This is a genomic window from Bacillus sp. FSL W8-1127, assembly GCF_038006725.1.
Lineage (GTDB): Bacteria > Bacillota > Bacilli > Bacillales > DSM-4216 > Bacillus_O > Bacillus_O smithii.
Window position 1 is genome coordinate 3,049,316 of record NZ_JBBOVU010000001.1, and the last position, 22,035, is coordinate 3,071,350.

Here is a 22,035-nt window from a genome sequence, read left to right on the forward strand (position 1 = left end):
CAATTAACTTCACCTCTTTGCTTTCCGAATTATTCCAAATAATTTTCATTTATATTACTTATCTTGCTACATACTCTTCATTTTCCATAAAAATAATTTGCTTCCTCGCTAAATAGTATTGGTTTAAAAATTTATTGAACTGTCCATCAATTGAAGTTTTTATATTTGCAACCTACATGTATAAATACGGTGGAAACGATGCTGTTTTTATATCTATGCTTATCTTACCCGTTTCTTTGCCTTCCTCTTTTGCTTTCTTAATAGCTTTAGTTTTTTCACTCTCACTTTTCAGAAAATTCTTATACCATTCATAAGTTTCATGTATTGAATTTAATACTTCAGATATTTGTAGATCAGGACGTCTTTTTAGATAATGTATAATAGTTCCAATTAAAGAATTAATATATTTATTTAAACGGATTGTAAATATATCGATATTATTAAATAAGATGTTGTTATTAGAATGAACTAATTTGTTACGTACTCTATATATGCGCGTTAAATCATGTTCAATCAGTTCATGTAAATTCTCGATATTTCTCAAAAGTTTACTTAAATCTGTTAAAACCTCTCTTATAAAAGCAATCTCTCTATGCATTACTACATCCTTTTCTAAACTTTCAAATAAACTTTTAATATTATCTTCTTCTCCTAAAAAATCTACTAACTTATTTTTATCGTATTTTCCTTCTTCTTTAGAACATTTAAAAAATAATTCTTTTACTATATTTATTTCATGAAATCTCTTATTTGCTAAAAGTCTCTCCCAAAATATATTAAGCCGCTCTTTTACAAGATATAAACTAATCACTTTAGGCACTATATCTATTATTTTACTAATTATACTTTTCCCCTCATAGGAATTTAAAAGATATTCAAGGCTGGACCAATTATTGAGTAATCGATTTTCTGGTGATGTTTCAATAGACTTCTTTAGCATTTCAAGTGAATTATTCAATTGCTTAATACTAGTTGTAATACGGCCATTTTCTTTTCTCACTTTATCTCTTAAAAGTAAAAAATCTTTAATGTCTTCATTTTCTCTGGCACTTATACTATTATTAAAAATTTGTGCGTCAGTATTATCAGTTCTCATTTGTACCCATTCATTATAACCATTTGATAAAAGACATTGTACATTGACCGCAACTTTATCAAAATTATAATAATGTTTATACATTCCAAGATAACTTTCTAAGTTTTTAACTACTTTTTCTATAGCCTTATATTTATCATAAGCAACAACTTCGACTTTTAAATTATGATATTTATCAGATTGTCGAAAATGGAGTTTATCTTTTCTTTCACGAATGATATACTCTTCACTTTCATTCAGTCTACAATACCTATATTTTAAATTAATACATCCTTCCGTTTCCAACTCATTTTTTAATTCATCCGGTAACCAACTATTTATAATTATAGAATACTTAGTAGGTTCTTTAATCAAATCTTTAAACGCTAATAGAGCCTTACTCAATTCTTCTCTATCCAAATCTTTTATGTATTGATATAATTCTTTGTAACTTTGTTTCCATTCACTCAGATATTTAAACGAATATCCTAAATTTAATAACTCACTAATAAAATACTGGACTATTAAATCGATCTCTTTGTAGGATAATGGAACCTCTAAAATTAAATCAATATATTCTTCAATTAAACTTTCAGAATCATATCTTTTTACTAAACTAGAAATTGAAATACGTATAGTATTTAATTTCTCTTGATCTACTTTTTCTTTTTCTCCTTCATTTAAAAATTCCTGAATTCTCTTAACTAGAAAACTTATATCCCTGGCTAACTCTCCCTTTATTAATAAAGGATTCTGTTTACAATGAAATAAAATACTTTTCATTGAACTGATTAAACTATGTTTTAATTTAGTTTTATCACTAGTTCCTTCCCTAATATCTTGCTCAATTTCCAAAAATTCGCTAAACATTAATGTTATGCTATCATATCTCTTTTCCTGTAAGGCTTTTGTAAACATTTGAGATTGTTGGGATTTAGAATAATTAAAATACTCCATGATCTTACTAATAAAATAACGTTGACCACCTAACAACTTTTCTTCTGACACTTCTTTCCCCTCAACCTAATTGATTTTTTTAAAGTATACCATAAATTTCTACAAAAAATTACATTGACAAATACAGATAAAAAATATAGTATTAAAATGAAGAATAAATTTATAAGATGTTGAATAAGATAATATTGCAAATATCGGACATGGCATAATGAAATGGGTCAAAGTTTTGATTCCCTTATTATGCTATGTCCTTTAGTATTATATATTATTTTTATTCACTGAAACCAAATATTAATATATCCTCCTCAACGCCTCCAACTGTTCTTCCTATAATGAGTCAACATATATCACTGTTATTTGAATCTTTCATGTCGTGCAAATTTCCGAATAGTTTCAATCGGCGTTCCGGCATTGGCCAAGTTCTTACAGAAGCTATGTCGAAAGCGGTGTGGAGTATTGTTCTCCATATTGGCAAGACGTGCGTATTTAGTCAGCATTTTTTGAATTCCTAGCTCGGATAAAAATGGGGAACGCTCGGATACAAATAACCGTGTGGATTCTTTATGTATGTACATTTCTAAATTTTTTCGATACTTCAGCCATTTACGTAAATTTCTGGCGTGCTTTTGAACCAGTAATATAGTGGCAAACTTATTCCCCTTGCTTTCCCGAGTGATCACACTTGAACACCTTTATCTTTAGATATGATGTCGTTTATTTCTAATGGAGCAACCTCATTTACCCGAAGTCCTGCATCCAGCATTAAGTCGATCATGGCATTTGCACAGCCGTTTGAATTCGTTTGGCTCCAATTGTACATAACCAATGAATCGGTCTAGTTCTTCTTTTGTAAGCCATTTTATTTGATTAGCCCCATTAGCATATTCCAATTTTTCGATTTTGATACGTGCCATCAGATTGTCTTTAATGATCCCTCTAGAAAGCAAAAATGCAAAGAATACCTTTAATGCGGCAATATATTTATAAATGTTGGAAGGTTTTCGTTTGCATTGAAGTTTTAAATAACCGGTATATTCTATTAGATTTTCCGGTAAAATCGGACATTTTTTGAAATATGCTCATCTCCCTCTCAATATGGATTCATGTACTATACTCTCTGATTCTTTTGTTAAATCCTTTTGAGTAAAGTAGTGGTCAATTTGGTTGATGACTTGAAATACCCGTCCACATTACGAATCCTGTCTTCAAGGTGATCCAATACCAGAGGAAGACCAACATCATTACAATGCGACTTACAGCCCTCGAAAAATCGGGATATATAGCTTAGAGGAAGATCGTGTAGTGAAATGACAATGCCCTTATTGTAAAGGCGAATGTGTCAAACCTAGTCCTGAGATCTGTGCCTGTCACGCCTCAAAATTTGTCGAAGATGGATAGAGATAGAGAAATGCCTTAGCCTTCTGTCTTTTTTGAGAGTTGAAGAAAAACTTCGAAGAGTTCTTATCCTTTAAAGTGCTATCGCTCGCGGTTCATCGACCGAATCGAAATAAAAGCAGATGGAACACCGAAAATCTTTTACTGATTTTCGGCTCCTTCTACTTAATTTCCCCTCAACACTATCTCCGCCTCGGCCTCCACATGCCTTGTTTGCGGAAACTTGTCGACGGGTTGGAGTTTGAGGGTTTTGTATCCGCCGTCTTCGAGGATTCGGAGGTCGCGGGCGAGTGTGGCGGGGTTGCAGGAGACGTAGACGACTTTTTTTGGTTTTATTTGAAGGATGGTTTCTAATAGAACTGGGTCGCATCCTTTTCTAGGGGGATCGACAACTAGAACGTCGGCTTTGATTCCTCTTTTGTACCATTCTGGAATGACTTCTTCTGCTTTTCCTGCCTCAAATTCGGCATTGGTGATGCCGTTTCGTTCGGCGTTTTTCTTTTTTTCAATCGCTTCCGGCACGATTTCGACGCCGTACACTTTTTTCGCGTTTTTCGCTAAAAACAACGAAATGGTGCCGATGCCGCAATAAGCGTCGATGACCGTTTCATCGCCTTTTAATTCGGCATATTCCAAAGCCTTGTCATACAATACTTTCGTTTGTTCTGGGTTGACTTGGTAAAACGACTTGGCCGAAATGGCAAATTGAACGTCGCCGATCGAGTCATAAATGACATCCCGTCCCCATAAAACGATCGTTTCGTCGCCGAGAGTGTAGACAATTCATATTGTTACCGATAGAAGTTAATAATAACTTCAGAATGGAGAAGCTTTAGCTGAAGTACGGACTTTTTATGGTTCCCATCTTCATCTTATAATAGTATTTAAAACGTGCACTATTTCGTCTAACATAATGTACTTTTTTACGTTTATTGCGTATAATAATATATAGAAGTATACAAAATGAATACCAAAAGACTTGGAGGTGTGATGATGAGCGAGGCCAAAAAAATAATTGGAGAAAATATAAGGAAATATTTAGATGCGAAAGGTATTAAACATAACTGGGTTATAGATCGATTAGGAATAAGCAAAGGTGCTTTTTATAGATTTCTTAAAGGTGAAGGAAATGTGGATCAATTTGAGGAGAAAATGTTAAAGCTGTTTAGAATTAAAGATCCGTTTTATTTTCATCGTAAAGAAATGGATTTGCCTAAAGGTGTCAATGAAAAAATGGAAGAACAAAATTTTATGGATTTTGCTGCACTGTCTTTAAATGGGGAAGTGAATGAAGCATTTAAAGAAGGGATGAAAGTTTTTAGAGAATTTGTAGAATTGATTGATGTTCTCAAACCTTTGTCTCATTCACCAGTTATGTTTGGAGGAGAACATCGTGATCAATAAAGAGAATATAGAAAAAGTAGTCAATTTTAACCGAGATTATTTGCCTGAAGTGAAATCAAAAATTGAGATGTTAAAGTCTTCCGGTGATCCTCTTATCGCATCTAAGCCTTTAGAATTCATTAAAACTTATTTATATGAAAACGCACGTGTATTAGAATTTCCCATTAAAAATTCAGATTATGGTGGTTTAGTTTTTTATTACAATCAGGATTTTTATATACAAATCAACACAGCACAACCTAAAATTTATGAGAACTTTATGTGGGCGCATGAGTTCTATCACTTTTATTTTGATAAAGATAAGGTGAAGAAAAAAGAAGAAAATTTTGTTCAGATAGACAGTATTTTTGATGAAAAGGAGAGACTGCCAAATCTTTTTGCAGGTGAAATTCTAATTAATGATCATATTTTAAATCGGAAATATCTATCTTTAAAAAAGGATAGCAGTCTTAGTTTAACCGACATTGCAGTTCATTTAATTCCTGTTTTTGAAGTTCCTTATAAGGCAATCGTAATAAAACTGGCTCAAAATCAATTCATTACCATTGATGAAGCTAAAGATATTATTGATTATGATTATAAAAATAACCTGCCTGATGAAATAGACCGTACATTATTTGCAGCTAGCAATAAAATTAAAATTGACGATTATAAAAACTTGATATCAAAAGCGGAAAAAAACCTAAATGAAGAAGACTATCAATCCATCATCAATAAATATAAAAAATTATATCAATTAGTGCTAGATTGGCGAAAAGAGTTAGCGGGCGAAAGTGAAAATGAAGGTTATCGAAAATCCTAAGATCCGTCCCATAAAACCTTTTATCCAATTTCATTTGGATAGCCTAAAAAAATCTTTATACGCCAATCAAGCACTGTATATTATGGATAATATGATGCTGTCAAAGCTAAGGAAGGACGCTGTGTGTAATCCTTTTATTATACAAAAGGGATTTCAACTATCTAAAATCATTCTCATTCCAGACATCATTCTTGAAGAAGCCTCAAAAAACTTACCCGATGAAAAGGCATTTGAAAAATACTATTATGAATTATTTCGAATTCTATCTACAGAGCATGAAATATACGTAGCAGATTTACAAATCATATTTGAATTATTAAGGGATATGATTGGCACAAAAGAAGCCGCATTCAATATATTGAAAAACATATCTTTAGAAGCTGTAAGAACAAATCAAACAATACGTGATTCCATTAAAGAAATCGATTCTCATTCTGAAGCTGCTTTAGAAACATTAATTGGTTGTATTATTGCCAATGGAAAAAATGCCGGCGAACGTTTTATCACTATTTTTTCCCTTGCATTATTGAGCTTGTATTTCGGTCCTGTTTATATCGTCAGTGAAGATGAAAAGGGAATTTATGGACCCTTTAGGACATTTTTAAACAATGAGAGGTTAATGGAATTAATTAATATCGATAATACTTTTGACTTTATTCAATTGTATCAATTCATGTCCTATGAATCCTTAATTCTTTCTCTTTTTCATCAAGCTGATTTAAGTAAAGAAGAGTTGATCGATTTGATTGAAAAAAGTAATCGTAATCAATCAAGAAATATCCTATATAGTTTGAACGGAACCTCTTTCCATACACCAATCTCTAACCAAAATTTGGTTGAATGGATTAGCCAACAAATAATCAAAATACAATTTTAAAAGTTCCTGTCCTTTAAAGAGGCAATACCTGAATTTCTTCATCGGCTAATCGAATAAAAGCAGAGGGAGCTCCGAAAATCTTTACGGATTTCCGGCTCCCTCTGCTTAATTTTCTCTCAATACAATCTCTCCAAGCACTCCACATGACAGGGAGCAGTTCATTAAGGACAGCCCTTTTGTTTTATCTTTAATTATATTTTCTTTTAAAAACAAGGAATAAGCCTATCTTTAAAGCCGATCAGCAAATAATGGAATATTGATGCAGCCGTATTTGGCAATACAATAATTCATAAAAAGATCACCTATTTATAATTGTTCAATTTATGAGTGAAAAGTCTTTCTTTAAAAATCGTGAGTAGATCTGCTCAATTTTCTCTATAAATTTATAAATTTGATCGTAAACACCCAGTTCCTTTAACATTTCCATATCCTTTATTTTATAAACATATATCTTCCATTTTACTAATGAAAAAGGCATCTAAGAGTGGCTATAAAAACCCTTAAGACGCCTTTAATAGTTAAGCGTAAAATATTCAGCTAGGCCCTGACAATATCCCCAGAGTTCTTGTTAATCTCGTCAATAATGCCAATGATTTTCCTTACGTCATTCTGTTTTTCTTTAAATGAGTCTACAATGCTTTTCCTACACATTAAAATGTTATTCCTGCAGCACTTTTTTATCCATGACTCCGTTATTGACAATGTAATCGACAATTCATTTAAAAAAATGACTTTGGTTAAAGTTAAGTGGTTCATTGGATAAAAACTCGGAAAATGCCTCATTCTCTGCTTGCGGGTCAAGACCACCAATTGGTAATCACCACCTATTCAACCAATTGTTGATGTCGCTTGTGTAACCAATTCATAATAATCAATCCCTTGAGCATCAAGGATACTTTTAGCTCTACCCTCATACCCTTTAACTCGATCCGTTTTTTTGCCCGGATTTTCATTACCCTTCTTTTGAGCAATAAAACAAGACCTTTCAAATGAAAGATCTTTGTTCAATTCACTCCGGAAAATACATTCGTAACCATCGTGGTTAAAAGGTCGCCAATTTTATTGAATAGCAGTTGAGTCACTCCTGTGTCAATGACCACGAAAAACACGACAGTGACCACAACTAAAATTATAACCGCCTTGTTTTCTGACATGGATCACACCTCCTTTCAAGGAATAAAAAAGAACACAGCCCTTTGGCTATGCTCTCTTCTTGTTTTACAAATATTTATTCCGTTAGTCCCTCATACTGCGGTAATGGATAGGTTGAAATGTCTAATCGCTTCATTACTGGAATCGAACGAGTATACCAGCCTAATTCTTTTGCAAACTCTCTCACAGGGACATAAACGGTTCCATTTTTCGCTTCTACATTGACGGATAAAGTCTTGCTTTTCCCATTCACTTGAATGTCATTGCTTCCCGGCGTGAGATTGATCGTGGTTCCGTTATATTGAACGGTTTCGCCATCATTGGACACCGTGACAGTTGGCACTTGAGCAAACAGACCTTTGACATCGACCATCACGACACCAGATTTTGTATAGGTTGGTTGAACTTGACCAACCGTCACTTTGTCATGACCGTATACACCAAATTGAGTATATGGAATATGCAAGTCAATCCAATATTGATTTGCTTCTTTCGGTTGAGAAGGCATAGTAACCGTTACCGGATGATCTTCCGGAAAAGGAGGATTATAAATTTCTGAATCCTTATAAGCCTTACCGTTGAATGAAATAATTTCATAGTCTGGATAATGAGCGCTTATCAACGTTTTTTGAGATAGTAAAGACTGTGTTTCATTTTTTAAATAGGTTTCAGGATCTGGAAGATTTTTATAGGCATCTTTTGATTGATGTAGTTCGTTGTAAAAATCTTTTAACAAATCAACATCTGCTACAATGCCCCCTCCCGGCACCATACCATCAATTCTCCGAACTAATGTCCAGTCTCCATATTTTGCGTGAAGCTCACTCAATGACATATTGACATAATCAGGAACCGTATCCGAAGGATTCGTAGGTGTAGATGGACCTGTCGGATTGCTCGGTTCAGTTGGATTCGTTGGCGCCGGTGTTGATGGACTTCCTGGATTGCTTGGTTTCGTTTCATTTCTTTCGATAACCTGCAGCATCCGGCTCACCAAAACGCTGGATGAAGCACGGTCGGCGTCTTCACTAGGAGCAAATGTACCGTTTGTTTTTCCTTGAATCACGCCATAAAAGACCATTCGTTTGACTGATTCTAAAGCATAGGCCGGAACATTGTCTTTAAATTTCAGATTTCCTTCTTCTTTGAAATTCCCTTTGAGATTCATGGCCCGATCTAACATAACGGCCATATCAGCGCGTGTTACGGGACGATCAGGATAAAATTTACCACCTGTCCCCTTAACAATTCCTGCACTCGCAGCACGACTAATTTCATCATAAAGTGCCTTCGATTCTGGAACATCTTTGAAACGACTCGTTCCCTTTGGTAACTTCAACGCTCTAGCAACCATGCCAGCAAATTGTCCTCTTGTTACCTTTTCATCTGGATGAAATTTGCCATCAGAATAGCCAGTGACAACACCACGTTCTACTAATTTCTCAATATCCGAATAAGCGTATGAACTTTTCGGAACATCTCGAAAGTCTGTATTAGCTGCACTCGCCCCAACAGCAGGGATAGAACCCGTTAAAAAAGTCGCAAATGCCAAAGCTCCTACAAAACTCTTTTTCTTCAATTCAAACGCCTCCTTAAAAAGATACCATTAATTTCATTATACACAACTATCTACCTATATTGGTTATATGTTCCACTGAATCCTCTTTCAATCGGGCCGTAGCTACTAACTGTTTCAATTCATCGATAGATAAATTTTCAATAGGCTCGCCTTTATGGGTGTAAAAATGCAACCTTTTCAATTCTTCTATAAGAACTGATTTTGTTTTGTTATGCAAACCACCCAACGAAAACCCCCCTTTCTTTCATTTGAACAATGCTTTATATTTACAGTTAAGGAGAAACCCACGATAATAACTTGGAATCTCCTCATAATTCCGAGCAAACAAAATTCGTTGAGGAAGTTGGAAGAAATCTTCCAACTTGTTGAGTTTTTCTCGGTTGCAGAAGCTCAAGCCGGCTTCTATCCGTTGATATTGCCGGATCGTGGTTCCGATTGCTTGAGCCACATCTTCTTGAGTAAAATCCATCTTTTCACGCATTTTTTTCAAATATGTCATGTACCACCACTCATTTTCAATGTTATAACGACATTTTATGTCGTTTTATAAGTTCAATATATGCGACGTTTTATGTCGTGTCAACAATTTTTTCGGAGGATTTTTCTATGGCATCATTAGGCGAAAGAATTAAAGAATTAAGAGTCTCAAAAGAGCTAACTCAAAGTGACATTGCAAAATTACTTAATATCACCACTAGGCAAGAACAGCGTTATGAAAGTGACAAAAGCGATATGCCGATTTCCAAAGTTATTATTCTTGCCGATTTTTTCGATGTATCCATCGACTATCTCACAGGACGTTCGGATGATCCAACACGAAAATAGCAACGAAGGGAACAAGCCCTCCGTTGCTACTTCCTTTGAAATATGCATAATTGAATCGGAAACTGTTTGAGAATCATTGCGGCAATTTACTGCATTTTTTGAAACATCATCAATCATTTCATTTTTATCATCCCCTTTTTGATTAGCATAAAAAAAGAACATAGCCCTTTAAGCTATGCTCCTTTTTATCTCACACTATCATAATAGCAGATTTTTTTCTGTTTTCCGTACCAAAAAAGTATCAAAAAAATTGCAAAAAACTATCAAAAAAATCTCACGAAAGTTGCACAAAAGTCGCACGAAAATCTCATAAAACTCTCATATTTTTATTAATTGATACTCTTTTCTAATAATAAAGTTTAAAGTCTCTTCACCATTTTTGTTATTAGCATAGAATTTGGCAATAAGTTAATTAGAATGGGATACACTCAAACCTTCTCCTTCTTCAACTTACTGACCAGCCAGTTGATGAAAAAAAGCGGTCAAGCGCTTTCCTTGGCGATTCTTTTCCATCAACTATCCTTTATTACCGTGCTGAAGAAGTTTAGTTGATCGAATCGAAATAAAAAAGCGACGCCGCAGTAAGCGTCGATGACCGCTTCATCGCCTTTTAATTCGGCATATTCCAAAGCCTTGTCATACAATACTTTCGTTTGTTCAGCATTCACTTGGTAAGAGGATTTGTCCGAAATGTCAAATTGAACTTTGCCGAGTCGTAAATGGCACCCCGTCCTCATATTTTTTCCGGGAATGACATTCATCCGCTTACTGTTGACGTTTTGAATGATACCCATACATTTCATCCGAGAAAAGGATTTTATCGACAGGATTAACGAGCATAGATACAGTTCAAGTACATACTCACGGAGAACTGTCTATTATCGGATAACAATATACGGTCTCATCATCTCATAATCCTCGTGCTCCAAGATATGACAGTGCCATACATACAACCCTGTATAAGGACCAAACTTCATGATAATTCGAGTGACTTGGTTAGGATTAGCTCTTACTGTGTCCTTCCATCCTTGTTCTTGTGGTTCGGGAGGCATCGCCGGACCCGTATAATGGATCATTCTCTCCTTTTTATACTTTTCTACATCGAAATCTCTCCGGTCTAATATTTGATAATCAATTAAGTGAAGATGAATAGGGTGTGTATCCGTAGTTAAGTTAATTAGATACCATATTTCAGTTGATCCCAATTTTGGATTTTCTGTTATGGGGGCATCCCAGTGTTTATTATCCAATAGCATGAATTCACGACCGTACTTATCCATATTATCATTTAATGTTAGGTATCGTATCTTGGAAGCTGACTGTACTTTTATTTTTGGAAGAGGCATCATATAAGCCGGAATAACACTCGTATCAACACTTGACAGTGGAAGAGTCACTCTAAACTGCATCACAGTACCTGTATTTTCATTTGGTGGATCTCCGGTTGGAAATGGCGCGGGGGCATCATTTGTCATGATAATATTCTTGCCTTCAAGATTGGTAAAATCAATGATCACATCTGCTCGTTCTGCAGGTGCCAACATGATTTCTTTGACGCCTATCGGGTGCTGCATGAATCCTCCATCCGTTCCGATTTGATAAAAAAGTTGTCCCGAATCAAGCTTTAGCCTATAGAAACGGGTGTTAGATGCATTTAACAACCTGAATCGATATTTACGGGGTTCCACTTTTAGATACGGCCATACTTTTCCGTTCACCAAGATGGTATCTCCAATAAATTCAGGAACTATCGACGTTTCTAATTCCGGGACTGGTTTTTCTGGTTGCTTCGGGTAATAAAGAGAACCATCTTTATTAAATGTCTTGTCTTGTATCATAAGAGGGACCTCATATTTCCCACTTGGTAAATTCAATAAACGTTCCCGATGATCTCTGATAAGATAGAATCCTGCCAATCCAGCATACACATTGAGCCTCGTGATACCAAGCGCATGGTCATGATACCAGAGGGTGCAAGCTCGATCGTCATTATCATATCGATATATTTGCTTTCTAAAATATGGACCGACTTGTTTGAATCCCTTTGTAAACCAAGCCTCCGGGTAGCCATCGCTTTCCCATTCAACACTAGCGCCATGTACGTGTACCACCGTTCGTACTTCCGGGACATCCATGTGGGCACCATGCACCGTATAGTCTACCGGCAAAAGATGCTTATCGGGAAGATTGTTGATCCATTTAATAAACACTTTTTCTCCGCTTTCTACTTCAATTGTAGGTCCTGGATAACTGCCTTCATATCCCCAAACAGTTGTATCGTTTAATTCGCTATGGAGCGACTGTTTAAATTCCGTCATATTCACTTCATAATAAGTATGAAACCGATCTTTCCATCGAGGTTTTAAAACAGGGGGAATGGAGAGCTCATCTACAAATTTGGAGAGAATCATATTTCCACTCCTTTATAACCTGCTGATTATAAGCATCTTCTTTCTAAAGGTTATAAATATTTCAAGCCCTGTATGACAAATTCAAATGGTTATTGCGGTTGACAAATAATGCGATTGCACGAGAAAATCAAAGAAAACAAAAGAGAAGTTCGTCGCTGTACACATAGTACGTACTATTCTGAATCATTGGAATAGGCGCTTGTTCAACTAAGGGTACTACTACAATAAGTGATGCCGCCTTTTTTATTGTGCAAATGGGGGTTTCGTTGAAGAAGACATACAAAAAAATCAACATTAAAATTTAAAAGTGCCTTTCTTTTATATCCCACCTAGTGCCGAACAAATCACTTTCCTATTTCATATGGGCAGCATCCCCTTCAAACAACACATGATGAACTTGCCATTGAGGAATTAAAACAGTTACTGGAAGCCTTTATGGTTTTTCAAAGAATTGGCTCCTGAAATCCTACATCGATGATATTGAGCGAATTGAAAAAAAGCAGATGGAACACCGAAAATCTTTTTCAGATTTCCGGCTTCCTCTGCTTATTTCTCCTTCAACACCATCTGCGCCACTGCCTCCACATGCCCTGTCTGCGGGAACATGTCGACGGGTTGGACTTTGGTGGTTTTGTATCCGCCGTCTTCGAGGATGCGGAGGTCGCGGGCGAGTGTGGCGGGGTTGCAGGAGACGTAGACGACTTTTTTTGGTTTCATTTGCAGGATGGTGTCCAATAGAGCCGGGTCGCATCCTTTGCGAGGGGGATCGACGACAAGAACGTCGGCTTTGACTCCTCTTTGGTACCATTCCGGGATGACTTCTTCCGCTTTCCCCGCCGCAAATTCGGCATTGGTGATGCCGTTTAGTTCGGCATTTTTCTTCGCATCCTCAATCGCTTCGGGGACGATTTCGACGCCGTACACTTTTTTCGCTTTTTTGGCTAGAAACAACGAAATAGTGCCGATGCCGCAATAAGCGTCGATGACCGTTTCATCGCCTTTTAATTCGGCATATTCCAAAGCCTTGTCATACAATACTTTCGTTTGTTCAGGGTTCACTTGGTAAAAGGACTTGGCCGAAATGGCAAATTGAACATCGCCGATCGAGTCATAAATAACATCCCGTCCCCATAAAACGATCGTTTCGTCGCCGAGAATGACATTCGTCCGCTTGCTGTTGACGTTTTGAATAATCGAACGGATCCCGGGCACACGTGCTTTGATTTCTTGTACGATCTTCTTTTTATGCGGCAAGTCTTTTGTCCGTGTAATCAAGACGACCATGATCTCACCGCTCGTCCGGCCATAGCGGACCATAATATGACGGAGTATGCCTTTATGTTGTTTCTCATCGTAAGGACGAATGCGATAGCGGGCGCAAATGTCTTTTACGGCTTGAATCGTTTCGTCGGTTTGCTTTTGCTGAATGATGCAAGCGTCCATTTCCATGATCTCGTGGCTGCGTTTTTTATAAAAACCGGCAATGATCTTGCCGTTTCTTTGACCGACCGGCACTTGCGCCTTGTTGCGGTAATGCCACGGTGTTTCCATTCCTAATGCCGGAAGGACTTCCGCATCCGTTATTTTTCCGATTCGCACAAGGCAATCTTGCACATGCTTTTCTTTTATTTTCAATTGCCCCTCATAGCTTACATGCTGAAGCTGGCAGCCGCCGCATTCATGGTAAAGCGGGCACGGAGGATTCATGCGTTCCGGGCTTTCTTCATAAATGTCGAGGATTTTGCCAAAACCGTAGCTTTTATTGATTTTGGTTACTTGAATCGTTCCCTTTTCTCCTTGCAGAGCTCCGGGAACAAACAACGGATAGCTGTCTACCTTGGCCACTCCTTGCCCTTCATGCGTGACATCATCAAAGACAACATCGATCTTTTCATTTAATTGAACCGGTGCTTGTACTTTCGCCAAACCTATCACCTTCTTTGGTATCTCCTATAAAATCAGTATCTCAATTTCCCATTTGCAATATCCGATTAGATTTGTGCACATAACAAAAGGGCGGACTTTGCTTCCTAAGCCTGCCCCAATATCTAAAAATGGATTCGCATTATATGAGATTCTTTTCGCCAACCTCAATCCACTCGATCTTGCGGACGAACTTTTTCAATGGGTACAAATACGTCCAAGTGGCGATAAAGATTTTCAAATTCGGCTGGTGCTTCTCCTCCTAATTCTCCATCCAAGTTAATCAATACTTTTTCAGAGGAACGAACTTTTACCCGGTTGGCTGTCGTATAAATGACGTGATCGTCGGATAAATGTTCTCCCCGCAGCGCCAGCGTGGCAATTCGCAAAAGTTCGGCTAAATTCGTTTTCTTTAAAATTAAAATAGTAAAGAGACCGTCATTGATGGACGCATCGGGAGCCAGTTTTTCGAAGCCGCCGACTGAGTTGGTAAGGGCAATTAAAAACAGCATGGCTTCGCCTTCAAACAATTTTCCATCATATTCAATCGTCAATTCCGTCGCCTTTATCGACGGAAGCATTTCAATTCCTTTGATATAATAAGCAAGCTGGCCCATCATCGTCTTTAGTTTGCTGGGCACTTCATATGTCAGTTCTGTCAGCCGGCCCCCGCCGGCAATATTAATAAAATAGCGGTCATTCATCCGTCCGATATCAACCGGAAGCGTATCGCCTTTCACAATGATATCGACGGCTTTTTCAATATCACGCGGTATTTGAAGAGCTCTGGCAAAGTCATTGGTCGTTCCCATGGGAATAACTCCAAGTTTTGGCCGATATTCCTGCTCTGCTAACCCGTTTACGACTTCATTGAGTGTCCCGTCTCCTCCTGCGGCCACCACAATGTCATAACGTCGTTCCACCGCGATTTTGGCAGCTCTGATCGCATCGCCTTCACCGGTGGTCGCATGAGCGGATGTTTCATAACCGGCATTTTCCAACTTCTGCAAGACTTGCGGCAAATGTTTTTTAAACAATTCGCGTCCTGATGTCGGATTATAAATAATTCTCGCTCTTTTCATAACTCCCCATCCTAATCTGTTAAAGTCGTATGTGTTTGCATTTACCCTCTAACATCATAGCCTATCAAGACGAAGGAATCAATTTTGTAACCCCCTTCATTTTCACCCCCATCCCTTTCAACTGGCAGCTCTAAGTGCAAATGCTTATCCACTTTCTTCAAACATCGAAGGAATATTTAGAAACCTTTCACTTCTCTGGACGACGCAAAAAATTCTTCTCACATAAAATAGATTTTCCTTAACATACGCCTGCGCTCGCTCATCCTACCATCTCTATCTGCGTAAACTGCCTGTATATCTTTTGCAAAACCATATTCAAATAAAGACTGTTGATGATAAAAGCGGCAGCATATCAAATGCGGGCCACTGCGGATAAAAATAAAAGGATAAACGAGTTGAAGCACGAAAAATACAATATCAAAAAAGGCGTTCGTCTATCGTTCAAGAAAAACAGTACATCAGAGCGACAAATAAATCTCTTCCTATTTTCTGTTGGATCAAACAACGATGGATTTGCAATGGATGAAAGGGTTGCATTGGGAACAAAAAAAGGGATGATTCCAAAACAAGATGCCTACGAGTTAGCCCGGCTATCTTACCGTTCACTCTCTTCATATTCCTTCATTGATTGGAGGAAGAATAATAGAACAATAATGTTCAACATGGCACGGATTTCTTTTTATTTACAAAAATGTTACACATTCTGTGGCAATCAATGGTATTATGGTGAAGGGTTCTACTTTCTTTGCTCGGGGGAAACCTTTCCGTTGAAAGGAGTTTCATATATGAAGAAACGAACCAAGCGGATCGTTTTGCCTATTTACTTGCTGTTGTTTTCGCTTCTCTTATTTGGACATACGCAAAGCGATCGAGCCAGCAACGAAAGTCCGGAAACTACTATGCTTTCTTTAATAGAAAAAAAAGATCAAAATTCCGTTTACGTCGATTTTAATAAAGACTTACATATGCATTTCGACCACGTCTTTCTTTTCCCGCCCTATACGGTTGAAAAGGAACAGAAAAAAGTGCTCGGCCAGGAATGGAAAAAGATCCAAAATATTGGTATAGCAAACCGGGACGATATTAATTTATTAATATTTGTCCAAAACGGAAAGATTTCCAATACCATTCTCTTGCCGCGCGAATACAAAATAAAAATGCCCCGTCCCATGAATAAAGACTACGAAATACCGTCGGCCGTCGTGATCGAAAAAAATGCTGACAAGTGACGGGTGATTCAAAAGCCAAAGAAATCCCTTTCATGTATCGGCATGGTCAAGAAAACAGAACCCTTAGCTCTCTTACCGGCCCTTTTTTTCTGCTTTAAAACAATCGTTCAGCCAACCTTGTTTTCAGGCTGTCAAAAACTTCATACCAATATTCTTCAGTTTCCAAATAGCTGTTTTTTAATTGTTGGTGCATTTCTTCATGCTTTTTCTCAAAGTCCGGATGATCCATTGGCGGAAGCGCCGAACGTTTTTCGATCACAAGCTGCTGAATTTCTGACGCTCTAGGTCCCCAAACAGCTTCCTCTTCTCCATCTTGGTTCAAAAAAATGAAAATGGGGATCGACCTTGTTGTGCCGTTTGTTAAATATTGATCCATCAGTTCAAGATTTTCATCCCGATACAAAAAGCGCACGTCCATCTCTGCGGCTTCCGCCAACTTTAACAAGATCGGAACATTCAGCATCGAATCACCGCACCAGTCTTCCGTCAACACAATCACGCGCAGTTTTTTTTCTTTTAAACCATTAATAAAATCCTCTTCCCCTTCCGGAATGGTAAATTGTTTGTATATGGAAAGCAGGTTTTCTTTGTTTACGTCCATTTGTTTGACATATTGCTCTGCTGTAATGCCTTTTTCAAACCATTTCTCTAAATTCATCGACACTCCTCCGTTTCTTCTTTAACCGGAAACATGAATGATGCATATTGACTTTCCCTTTATTTTAGCACAACTTCAAGCTATACTCATAAGTTTCTCTTATAAAGCAGATGAAATAATCTGAATATTTTATCAAAATGATTAATAAATATACAATCATATCCGTAAAACAAGTCATAAGGTGAAATAAGCGTTGGCCGTGCAATCAAGCAAAAAATACGTCTTAAACAGAAAAGATTGGAGTATTAGCTGCTTAAATGAACCGAAATTTTATTTTTGTCATGCGCCTGATTTTTCTCATCCAAGAAAAAAACAGTTGATTTGTGCTTCATACAATTCTATAATTATAAAAAATTACTTATAATTATGAGATTTTATAAATAAAAATACAATCCAGGAGGTTTCTGATGAAAGCTGCCGTTGTCGGTGCTTCCGGCTATGGAGGAGCCGAGTTGATACGCTTATTAATCCATCATCCCCATTTGAAATTGAATAAAATGTATTCTTCAAGCAAAGACCACGTTCCGATTTCTGCAGAATATCCGCATTTATCTGATATATGTGATCTAGAGCTTACGAAATTAGATCCTGACCAGATCGCAGAAGAAGCAGACGTTGTCTTTTTAGCTGTTCCTTCGGGAGCATCAGCAAAACTGGTCCCCGAACTATTGAAGAATGATGTAAAAGTAGTCGATTTATCGGGCGATTTGCGCTTGAAAAATCCTGAAGATTATAAAAATTGGTATAAGAAAACACCGGCGGATTCTTTCTATTTGGAACAAGCGGTGTACGGATTGACCGAATGGAACCGAGAAGCCATCAAAAAGGCGAAACTTTTATCCAATCCGGGCTGCTATCCGACCGCCACACTGCTGGGGCTCGCTCCCGTCGTCAAAGAACATTGGATTGATGTTCGGCAAATTATTGTTGACGCGAAATCCGGCGTCTCCGGCGCGGGCAGAGGGCTTTCCTTGAACGTTCATTTCGCGGAAATGAATGAAAACTTCCGTATTTATAAAGTCAATGCTCATCAACACATACCTGAAATCGAACAGCAGCTCGAACTTTGGAACAAGGCTAGTGGACCTATCACCTTTTCAACCCATTTGCTGCCGATTACAAGAGGCATTATGGCCACGATATACGCTCCATTAGCCAAAGAAGCGACATCCGAACAAGTATATGAATTGTACAAAGAAACATACAAGAACGAAAGGTTTGTCCGCGTTCGTCCTCTTGGTACGTTCCCAAGTGTGAAAGAAACAGCTGGTTCCAACTTTTGTGACATCGGGGTCGCCGTGGATGAACGAACGAACCGACTCACCATCGTCTCGGTTATTGACAATTTAATGAAAGGAGCCGCGGGTCAAGCGGTTCAAAATGCAAATTTGATGTTTGGATTTGACGAAACAAGCGGATTGAAAGGCTTTCCTTTATACCCGTGAAAATGAACAGGAGGAGTTTTACATGCAAGCATTGAAAAAACCGTACGATATCCATCAGCTGGAAAACGGATCTATCATCTCCCCGAAAGGGTTCGCCGCTGATGGAGTACATGCCGGGCTGCGTTATGCCAAAAAAGACCTCGGTATTATCTTTAGCGAAGTGCCTGCCCAATCTGCAGCTGTCTACACAACGAACGTGTTTCAAGCTGCTCCGTTAAAGGTTACTCAGGAAAGCCTTGCCCAGGAACATAAACTGCAAGCCGTTCTCGTCAACAGCGCCTGCGCTAACGCATGCACCGGAAACAGAGGGCTGCTGGATGCCTATCAAACGCGCGAATGGGTAGCCAAAAAATTCGGCATTCCCGATCACTATGTAGCCGTAGCGTCCACCGGCGTCATTGGGGAATATTTAGAAATGGAAAAAATGAAAAAAGGAATTCAGATGTTGAAACCGGCTGCCTCTAAAGAGCATTCGAATTCGTTTGAAACCTCTATTTTGACGACGGATCTTGTCACAAAAAGCTGCGGGGTCGAAACGACCATTGACGGAAAAAAAGTCACGATCGGAGGCGCGGCGAAAGGATCGGGCATGATCAAGCCGAACATGGCCACCATGCTCGCTTTTGTTACGACCGATGCCGCGGTTGAAGACGGATATGTGAAGCAGGCGCTGAAAGAAATTACGGATGATACTTTTAACCAAATTACCGTAGACGGCGATACCTCCACCAATGATATGGTCCTCGTCTTGGCCAACGGACTGGCAGGAAATAACCCGCTTTCCCCAAAACATCCGGAATGGCAGAAGTTTTTAGCCGCATTCAAAATGGTCTGCGAAGATTTGGCGAAAAAAATTGCCCGCGATGGCGAAGGAGCAACAAAACTGGTGGAAGTCAACGTCGAAGGAGCAGCCAATGACGAAGAAGCCAGAAAGATCGCCAAAACGGTAGTCGGGTCCAGTTTGGTGAAAACCGCCGTCTATGGCAACGATGCGAACTGGGGAAGAGTGGTTTGCGCTGTCGGCTATAGTGAAGCCACCGTTCTTCCGGATCAGATAGACATTGCAATCGGTCCTTATTGGATACTGAAAAATAGCGAAGTTCAAGCCTACAGCGAAGAAGCCGTCACGGAGTATTTAAAAAATGAAACGGTTGTGATCCAGATCCGTCTGAATGTCGGAAACGGGACAGGAACAGCCTGGGGCTGCGATTTAACTTATGATTACGTGAAGATTAATGCCAGTTATCGAACATAACGAAAGGTATGACAAAGGGGGATCCCAATGAAAACGGCAGTAGTGAAATGCGGCGGAAGTGTGGTGGACCATTTATCAGAAGATTTTTTCCAAAGCATGAAAGAAATGGAAAAAGACGGCTACCGCCTTGTATTCGTGCACGGCGGCGGTCCGGAAATCAGCGCCATGCTCGACCTGTTCAAGATCAAATCTGAATTTAAAAACGGTTTAAGAATAACCGACGAAAAAGTGCTGGAAACAGCCGAGCTGGTGCTTTCAGGCAAGACCAATCGAAAATTGGTCCACCTGCTGCAGCAGCACGGTTTCCAAGCGATCGGTTTAAATTCAAGCGACGCTTTCTTGCTTGAAGCGGATTATATCAATCGTGAAGAATACGGACTAGTTGGAGATGTAACAAACGTCAAGGCCGATTTTCTGTCCAGCCTCACCGAACAAGGACTTTTGCCTGTTTTAACGCCGATTGCTTCCGGTCCGGATGGCCGGATTTTAAATGTCAATGCCGATCATGCGGCTTGTGCGGTGGCTGCGGCTCTCAACGCGGACCATTTTTTAATGGTGACGGACGTCGATGGGGTCTACCAAAACGGCCGATTGATCGACCGTTTGACAGAAGAAAAAGCCCATCAACTTATGGAAAGCGGAGTCATTACAGGAGGAATGATTCCAAAAGTCCAATCGGCATTAAAAGCGGCTTCCCAAAATACGGGCCATGTGCATATTGTATCAGGGAAAAAGCGTTTTTATAAAAGCGGCCATTGGCATGGAACACAATTTGCAAAAGAGAAGGTGACAATATGAGTTACTTATTTCCCACATACGCTCGCTGGGAAGTGCAGCCCGTAAAAGCGAAAGGATCGCGGCTGACAGATCAAAACGGCGATGAGTATCTCGATTTTACAGCCGGTATCGGAGTGACCAATCTCGGACATGTACCATCCACTGTTAAAGAAGAGGTAATCGACCAGCTCAACCTGTTTTGGCACACTTCCAATCTGTTTCAAAGCAAACTTCAAGAAGAAACCGCCAAGCTTTTAGCGGAAGCATCCGGTCTTGATCTTGTATTCTTTTGCAACAGCGGAGCGGAAGCAAACGAAGCGGCGATCAAATTAGCCAGAAAGGCAACCGGCCGCTCGAAAATCATCACGTTCTTACATTCGTTTCACGGACGGACTTTTGCCGGAATGGCCGCAACCGGACAGGAAAAAGTCAAAATCGGCTTTGGCCCGATGCTGGAAACATTTGAATACGTTCCTTTCAACGATATCGAAGCTTTAAAAGCAGCGCTTGATGAAAACACGGCGGCGGTGATGACCGAAATTATCCAAGGAGAAGGAGGCATAAATCCGGCCACGCCGGAATTTTTACAGTCATTGGAAACGTTATGCCATGAAAACGGTTCTCTCCTCATCATCGATGAAATCCAAACCGGCATCGGCCGGACAGGCAAACCGTTTGCCTTCCAACATTATGGCCTGCATCCCGACATTGTCTCGGTCGCAAAAGGAATCGCCAGCGGACTGCCTTTAGGTGCCATCATCGGCAAAAAAGAACTAGGCCAAGCCTTTTCTCCGGGCTCTCACGGTTCCACTTTTGGGGGCAATCCGGTTTCTGTCCGAGCCGCAAAAGCCACATTGGAAATCATTTTCCAAAACGATTTTCTGAATGAAGTAGAGAGAAAAGGAGCTTATTTCCAAAACTTGTTGAAAACGAAATTATCCGATGCAAAAGTAGTTAAATCTATTAGAGGAAAAGGGTTAATGATCGGTATAGAGCTTACAGATAATGCAGAACCTTTCCTCGTTCAAGCAAGAAAAGAAAAACTGCTGATTTTAACAGCCGGATCTCATGTCCTCCGCCTCCTTCCTCCATTAACGGTCTCAGATTCAGAAATCGAAAAAGCCGTCAACATCTTGTCAAAAGTTCTGGGATCGTAAATGAATATTCCACATCATTCTCCCCTTGTCTC

The 22,035-nt window shown here is 38.9% G+C and carries 20 protein-coding genes and 1 pseudogene; 9 read left to right on the plus strand and 12 right to left on the minus strand.

The genetic code is table 11. From position 1 onward, the window contains the following. Window positions 1-172: 172 nt before the first annotated feature. The 3 genes and pseudogenes from NST12_RS14300 to rlmD (NST12_RS14310) form a co-directional block, all read right to left on the minus strand. Window positions 173-2,083: a hypothetical protein gene (locus NST12_RS14300; RefSeq protein WP_048624082.1), complete on the minus strand. Its 1,911-nt coding sequence runs from the start codon at window positions 2,081-2,083 to the stop codon at window positions 173-175. Window positions 2,084-2,385: 302 nt separating this feature from the next. Beyond that, on the minus strand, window positions 2,386-2,712 hold the full coding sequence (locus tag NST12_RS14305; RefSeq protein ID WP_244878017.1) for a tyrosine-type recombinase/integrase: 327 nt from the start codon (window positions 2,710-2,712) through the stop codon (window positions 2,386-2,388). Between the two features lie 880 nt (window positions 2,713-3,592). Further along, a pseudogene (rlmD, locus tag NST12_RS14310) lies at window positions 3,593-4,195 on the minus strand (23S rRNA (uracil(1939)-C(5))-methyltransferase RlmD); the annotation flags it as partial. A 225-nt stretch (window positions 4,196-4,420) separates the two neighbouring features. Between rlmD (NST12_RS14310) and NST12_RS14315 the strand changes: the two are divergent. From NST12_RS14315 to NST12_RS14325, 3 genes are read left to right on the plus strand one after another with little or no spacing between them, the layout of a single operon-like run. Then, window positions 4,421-4,831, plus strand: coding sequence for a hypothetical protein (locus tag NST12_RS14315; RefSeq protein ID WP_328200868.1), 411 nt, complete (start codon window positions 4,421-4,423; stop codon window positions 4,829-4,831). After that, window positions 4,821-5,633: an ImmA/IrrE family metallo-endopeptidase gene (locus NST12_RS14320; protein WP_341030195.1), complete on the plus strand. Its 813-nt coding sequence runs from the start codon at window positions 4,821-4,823 to the stop codon at window positions 5,631-5,633. The genes NST12_RS14315 and NST12_RS14320 overlap by 11 nt, the downstream gene beginning before the upstream one ends. Continuing rightward, window positions 5,611-6,510, plus strand: a complete 900-nt coding sequence (locus tag NST12_RS14325) for a hypothetical protein (RefSeq protein WP_341030196.1) — start codon at window positions 5,611-5,613, stop codon at window positions 6,508-6,510. Before NST12_RS14320 ends, NST12_RS14325 begins: the two co-directional genes overlap by 23 nt. Before the next feature lie 1,004 nt (window positions 6,511-7,514). Here NST12_RS14325 and NST12_RS14335 read toward each other — a convergent pair. From NST12_RS14335 to NST12_RS14350, 4 genes are all read right to left on the minus strand, one after another. Further along, the gene (locus NST12_RS14335) at window positions 7,515-7,664 is read right to left on the minus strand and encodes a hypothetical protein (protein ID WP_003354155.1); all 150 of its coding nucleotides are present in this window, start codon (window positions 7,662-7,664) and stop codon (window positions 7,515-7,517) included. A gap of 74 nt (window positions 7,665-7,738) precedes the next feature. Next, window positions 7,739-9,241, minus strand: coding sequence for an S-layer homology domain-containing protein (locus tag NST12_RS14340; protein WP_341101659.1), 1,503 nt, complete (start codon window positions 9,239-9,241; stop codon window positions 7,739-7,741). A gap of 46 nt (window positions 9,242-9,287) precedes the next feature. Then, a complete protein-coding gene (locus NST12_RS14345; RefSeq protein ID WP_048624088.1) occupies window positions 9,288-9,467 on the minus strand; it encodes a hypothetical protein in 180 nt (59 codons plus the stop codon). An 18-nt stretch (window positions 9,468-9,485) separates the two neighbouring features. Further along, on the minus strand, window positions 9,486-9,740 hold the full coding sequence (locus NST12_RS14350; RefSeq protein WP_341030201.1) for a helix-turn-helix domain-containing protein: 255 nt from the start codon (window positions 9,738-9,740) through the stop codon (window positions 9,486-9,488). 107 nt (window positions 9,741-9,847) lie between these two features. Here NST12_RS14350 and NST12_RS14355 point away from each other — a divergent pair, with 107 nt between their 5' ends. Further along, the gene (locus NST12_RS14355) at window positions 9,848-10,066 is read left to right on the plus strand and encodes a helix-turn-helix domain-containing protein (RefSeq protein ID WP_341030202.1); all 219 of its coding nucleotides are present in this window, start codon (window positions 9,848-9,850) and stop codon (window positions 10,064-10,066) included. A gap of 512 nt (window positions 10,067-10,578) precedes the next feature. On the opposite strand, the gene NST12_RS14360 is transcribed toward NST12_RS14355, so the two are convergent. The 4 genes from NST12_RS14360 to NST12_RS14375 form a co-directional block, all read right to left on the minus strand. Beyond that, a complete protein-coding gene (locus tag NST12_RS14360) occupies window positions 10,579-10,860 on the minus strand; it encodes a hypothetical protein (protein ID WP_412678304.1) in 282 nt (93 codons plus the stop codon). Between the two features lie 84 nt (window positions 10,861-10,944). Beyond that, a complete protein-coding gene (locus NST12_RS14365; protein WP_341030203.1) occupies window positions 10,945-12,477 on the minus strand; it encodes a multicopper oxidase family protein in 1,533 nt (510 codons plus the stop codon). Window positions 12,478-13,023: 546 nt separating this feature from the next. Beyond that, window positions 13,024-14,412: a 23S rRNA (uracil(1939)-C(5))-methyltransferase RlmD gene (gene rlmD, locus NST12_RS14370; protein ID WP_341101665.1), complete on the minus strand. Its 1,389-nt coding sequence runs from the start codon at window positions 14,410-14,412 to the stop codon at window positions 13,024-13,026. A gap of 155 nt (window positions 14,413-14,567) precedes the next feature. Then, complete coding sequence (locus NST12_RS14375) at window positions 14,568-15,482, minus strand: diacylglycerol kinase (RefSeq protein ID WP_341101667.1); 915 nt, start codon at window positions 15,480-15,482, stop codon at window positions 14,568-14,570. Between the two features lie 785 nt (window positions 15,483-16,267). On the opposite strand from NST12_RS14375, the gene NST12_RS14380 reads away from it, so the two are divergent. Further along, a complete protein-coding gene (locus tag NST12_RS14380; protein WP_048624092.1) occupies window positions 16,268-16,711 on the plus strand; it encodes a hypothetical protein in 444 nt (147 codons plus the stop codon). 94 nt (window positions 16,712-16,805) lie between these two features. Here the strand turns inward: NST12_RS14380 and NST12_RS14385 are convergent, their stop codons facing one another. Next, window positions 16,806-17,369, minus strand: coding sequence for a thioredoxin family protein (locus NST12_RS14385; protein ID WP_341101672.1), 564 nt, complete (start codon window positions 17,367-17,369; stop codon window positions 16,806-16,808). A 407-nt stretch (window positions 17,370-17,776) separates the two neighbouring features. Here NST12_RS14385 and argC point away from each other — a divergent pair, with 407 nt between their 5' ends. From argC to NST12_RS14405, 4 genes are read left to right on the plus strand one after another with little or no spacing between them, the layout of a single operon-like run. Further along, the gene (gene argC / locus NST12_RS14390) at window positions 17,777-18,814 is read left to right on the plus strand and encodes an N-acetyl-gamma-glutamyl-phosphate reductase (protein WP_048624093.1); all 1,038 of its coding nucleotides are present in this window, start codon (window positions 17,777-17,779) and stop codon (window positions 18,812-18,814) included. A gap of 22 nt (window positions 18,815-18,836) precedes the next feature. Continuing rightward, window positions 18,837-20,069 carry a bifunctional glutamate N-acetyltransferase/amino-acid acetyltransferase ArgJ gene (gene argJ, locus NST12_RS14395; RefSeq protein ID WP_048624094.1) on the plus strand — a complete coding sequence of 411 codons (1,233 nt, stop codon included), beginning with the start codon at window positions 18,837-18,839 and terminating at the stop codon, window positions 20,067-20,069. Between the two features lie 27 nt (window positions 20,070-20,096). Further along, window positions 20,097-20,867, plus strand: a complete 771-nt coding sequence (argB, locus tag NST12_RS14400) for an acetylglutamate kinase (protein WP_048624095.1) — start codon at window positions 20,097-20,099, stop codon at window positions 20,865-20,867. After that, window positions 20,864-22,003 carry an acetylornithine transaminase gene (locus NST12_RS14405; protein WP_048624096.1) on the plus strand — a complete coding sequence of 380 codons (1,140 nt, stop codon included), beginning with the start codon at window positions 20,864-20,866 and terminating at the stop codon, window positions 22,001-22,003. The genes argB and NST12_RS14405 overlap by 4 nt, the downstream gene beginning before the upstream one ends. The last annotated feature ends 32 nt before the right edge of the window (window positions 22,004-22,035 follow it).

Bases quoted from the DNA above. Each gene is read 5' to 3' on its own strand.
- NST12_RS14315 (WP_328200868.1), top strand. From the start codon at position 4,421: ATGAGCGAGGCCAAAAAAATAATTGGAGAAAATATAAGGAAATATTTA.
- NST12_RS14325 (WP_341030196.1), top strand. From the start codon at position 5,611: ATGAAGGTTATCGAAAATCCTAAGATCCGTCCCATAAAACCTTTTATC.
- NST12_RS14335 (WP_003354155.1), bottom strand. From the start codon at position 7,664: ATGTCAGAAAACAAGGCGGTTATAATTTTAGTTGTGGTCACTGTCGTG.
- NST12_RS14350 (WP_341030201.1), bottom strand. From the start codon at position 9,740: ATGACATATTTGAAAAAAATGCGTGAAAAGATGGATTTTACTCAAGAA.
- NST12_RS14355 (WP_341030202.1), top strand. From the start codon at position 9,848: ATGGCATCATTAGGCGAAAGAATTAAAGAATTAAGAGTCTCAAAAGAG.
- NST12_RS14360 (WP_412678304.1), bottom strand. From the start codon at position 10,860: ATGGGTATCATTCAAAACGTCAACAGTAAGCGGATGAATGTCATTCCC.
- NST12_RS14365 (WP_341030203.1), bottom strand. From the start codon at position 12,477: ATGATTCTCTCCAAATTTGTAGATGAGCTCTCCATTCCCCCTGTTTTA.
- NST12_RS14375 (WP_341101667.1), bottom strand. From the start codon at position 15,482: ATGAAAAGAGCGAGAATTATTTATAATCCGACATCAGGACGCGAATTG.
- NST12_RS14380 (WP_048624092.1), top strand. From the start codon at position 16,268: ATGAAGAAACGAACCAAGCGGATCGTTTTGCCTATTTACTTGCTGTTG.
- NST12_RS14385 (WP_341101672.1), bottom strand. From the start codon at position 17,369: ATGAATTTAGAGAAATGGTTTGAAAAAGGCATTACAGCAGAGCAATAT.
- argC (WP_048624093.1), top strand. From the start codon at position 17,777: ATGAAAGCTGCCGTTGTCGGTGCTTCCGGCTATGGAGGAGCCGAGTTG.
- argJ (WP_048624094.1), top strand. From the start codon at position 18,837: ATGCAAGCATTGAAAAAACCGTACGATATCCATCAGCTGGAAAACGGA.
- argB (WP_048624095.1), top strand. From the start codon at position 20,097: ATGAAAACGGCAGTAGTGAAATGCGGCGGAAGTGTGGTGGACCATTTA.
- NST12_RS14405 (WP_048624096.1), top strand. From the start codon at position 20,864: ATGAGTTACTTATTTCCCACATACGCTCGCTGGGAAGTGCAGCCCGTA.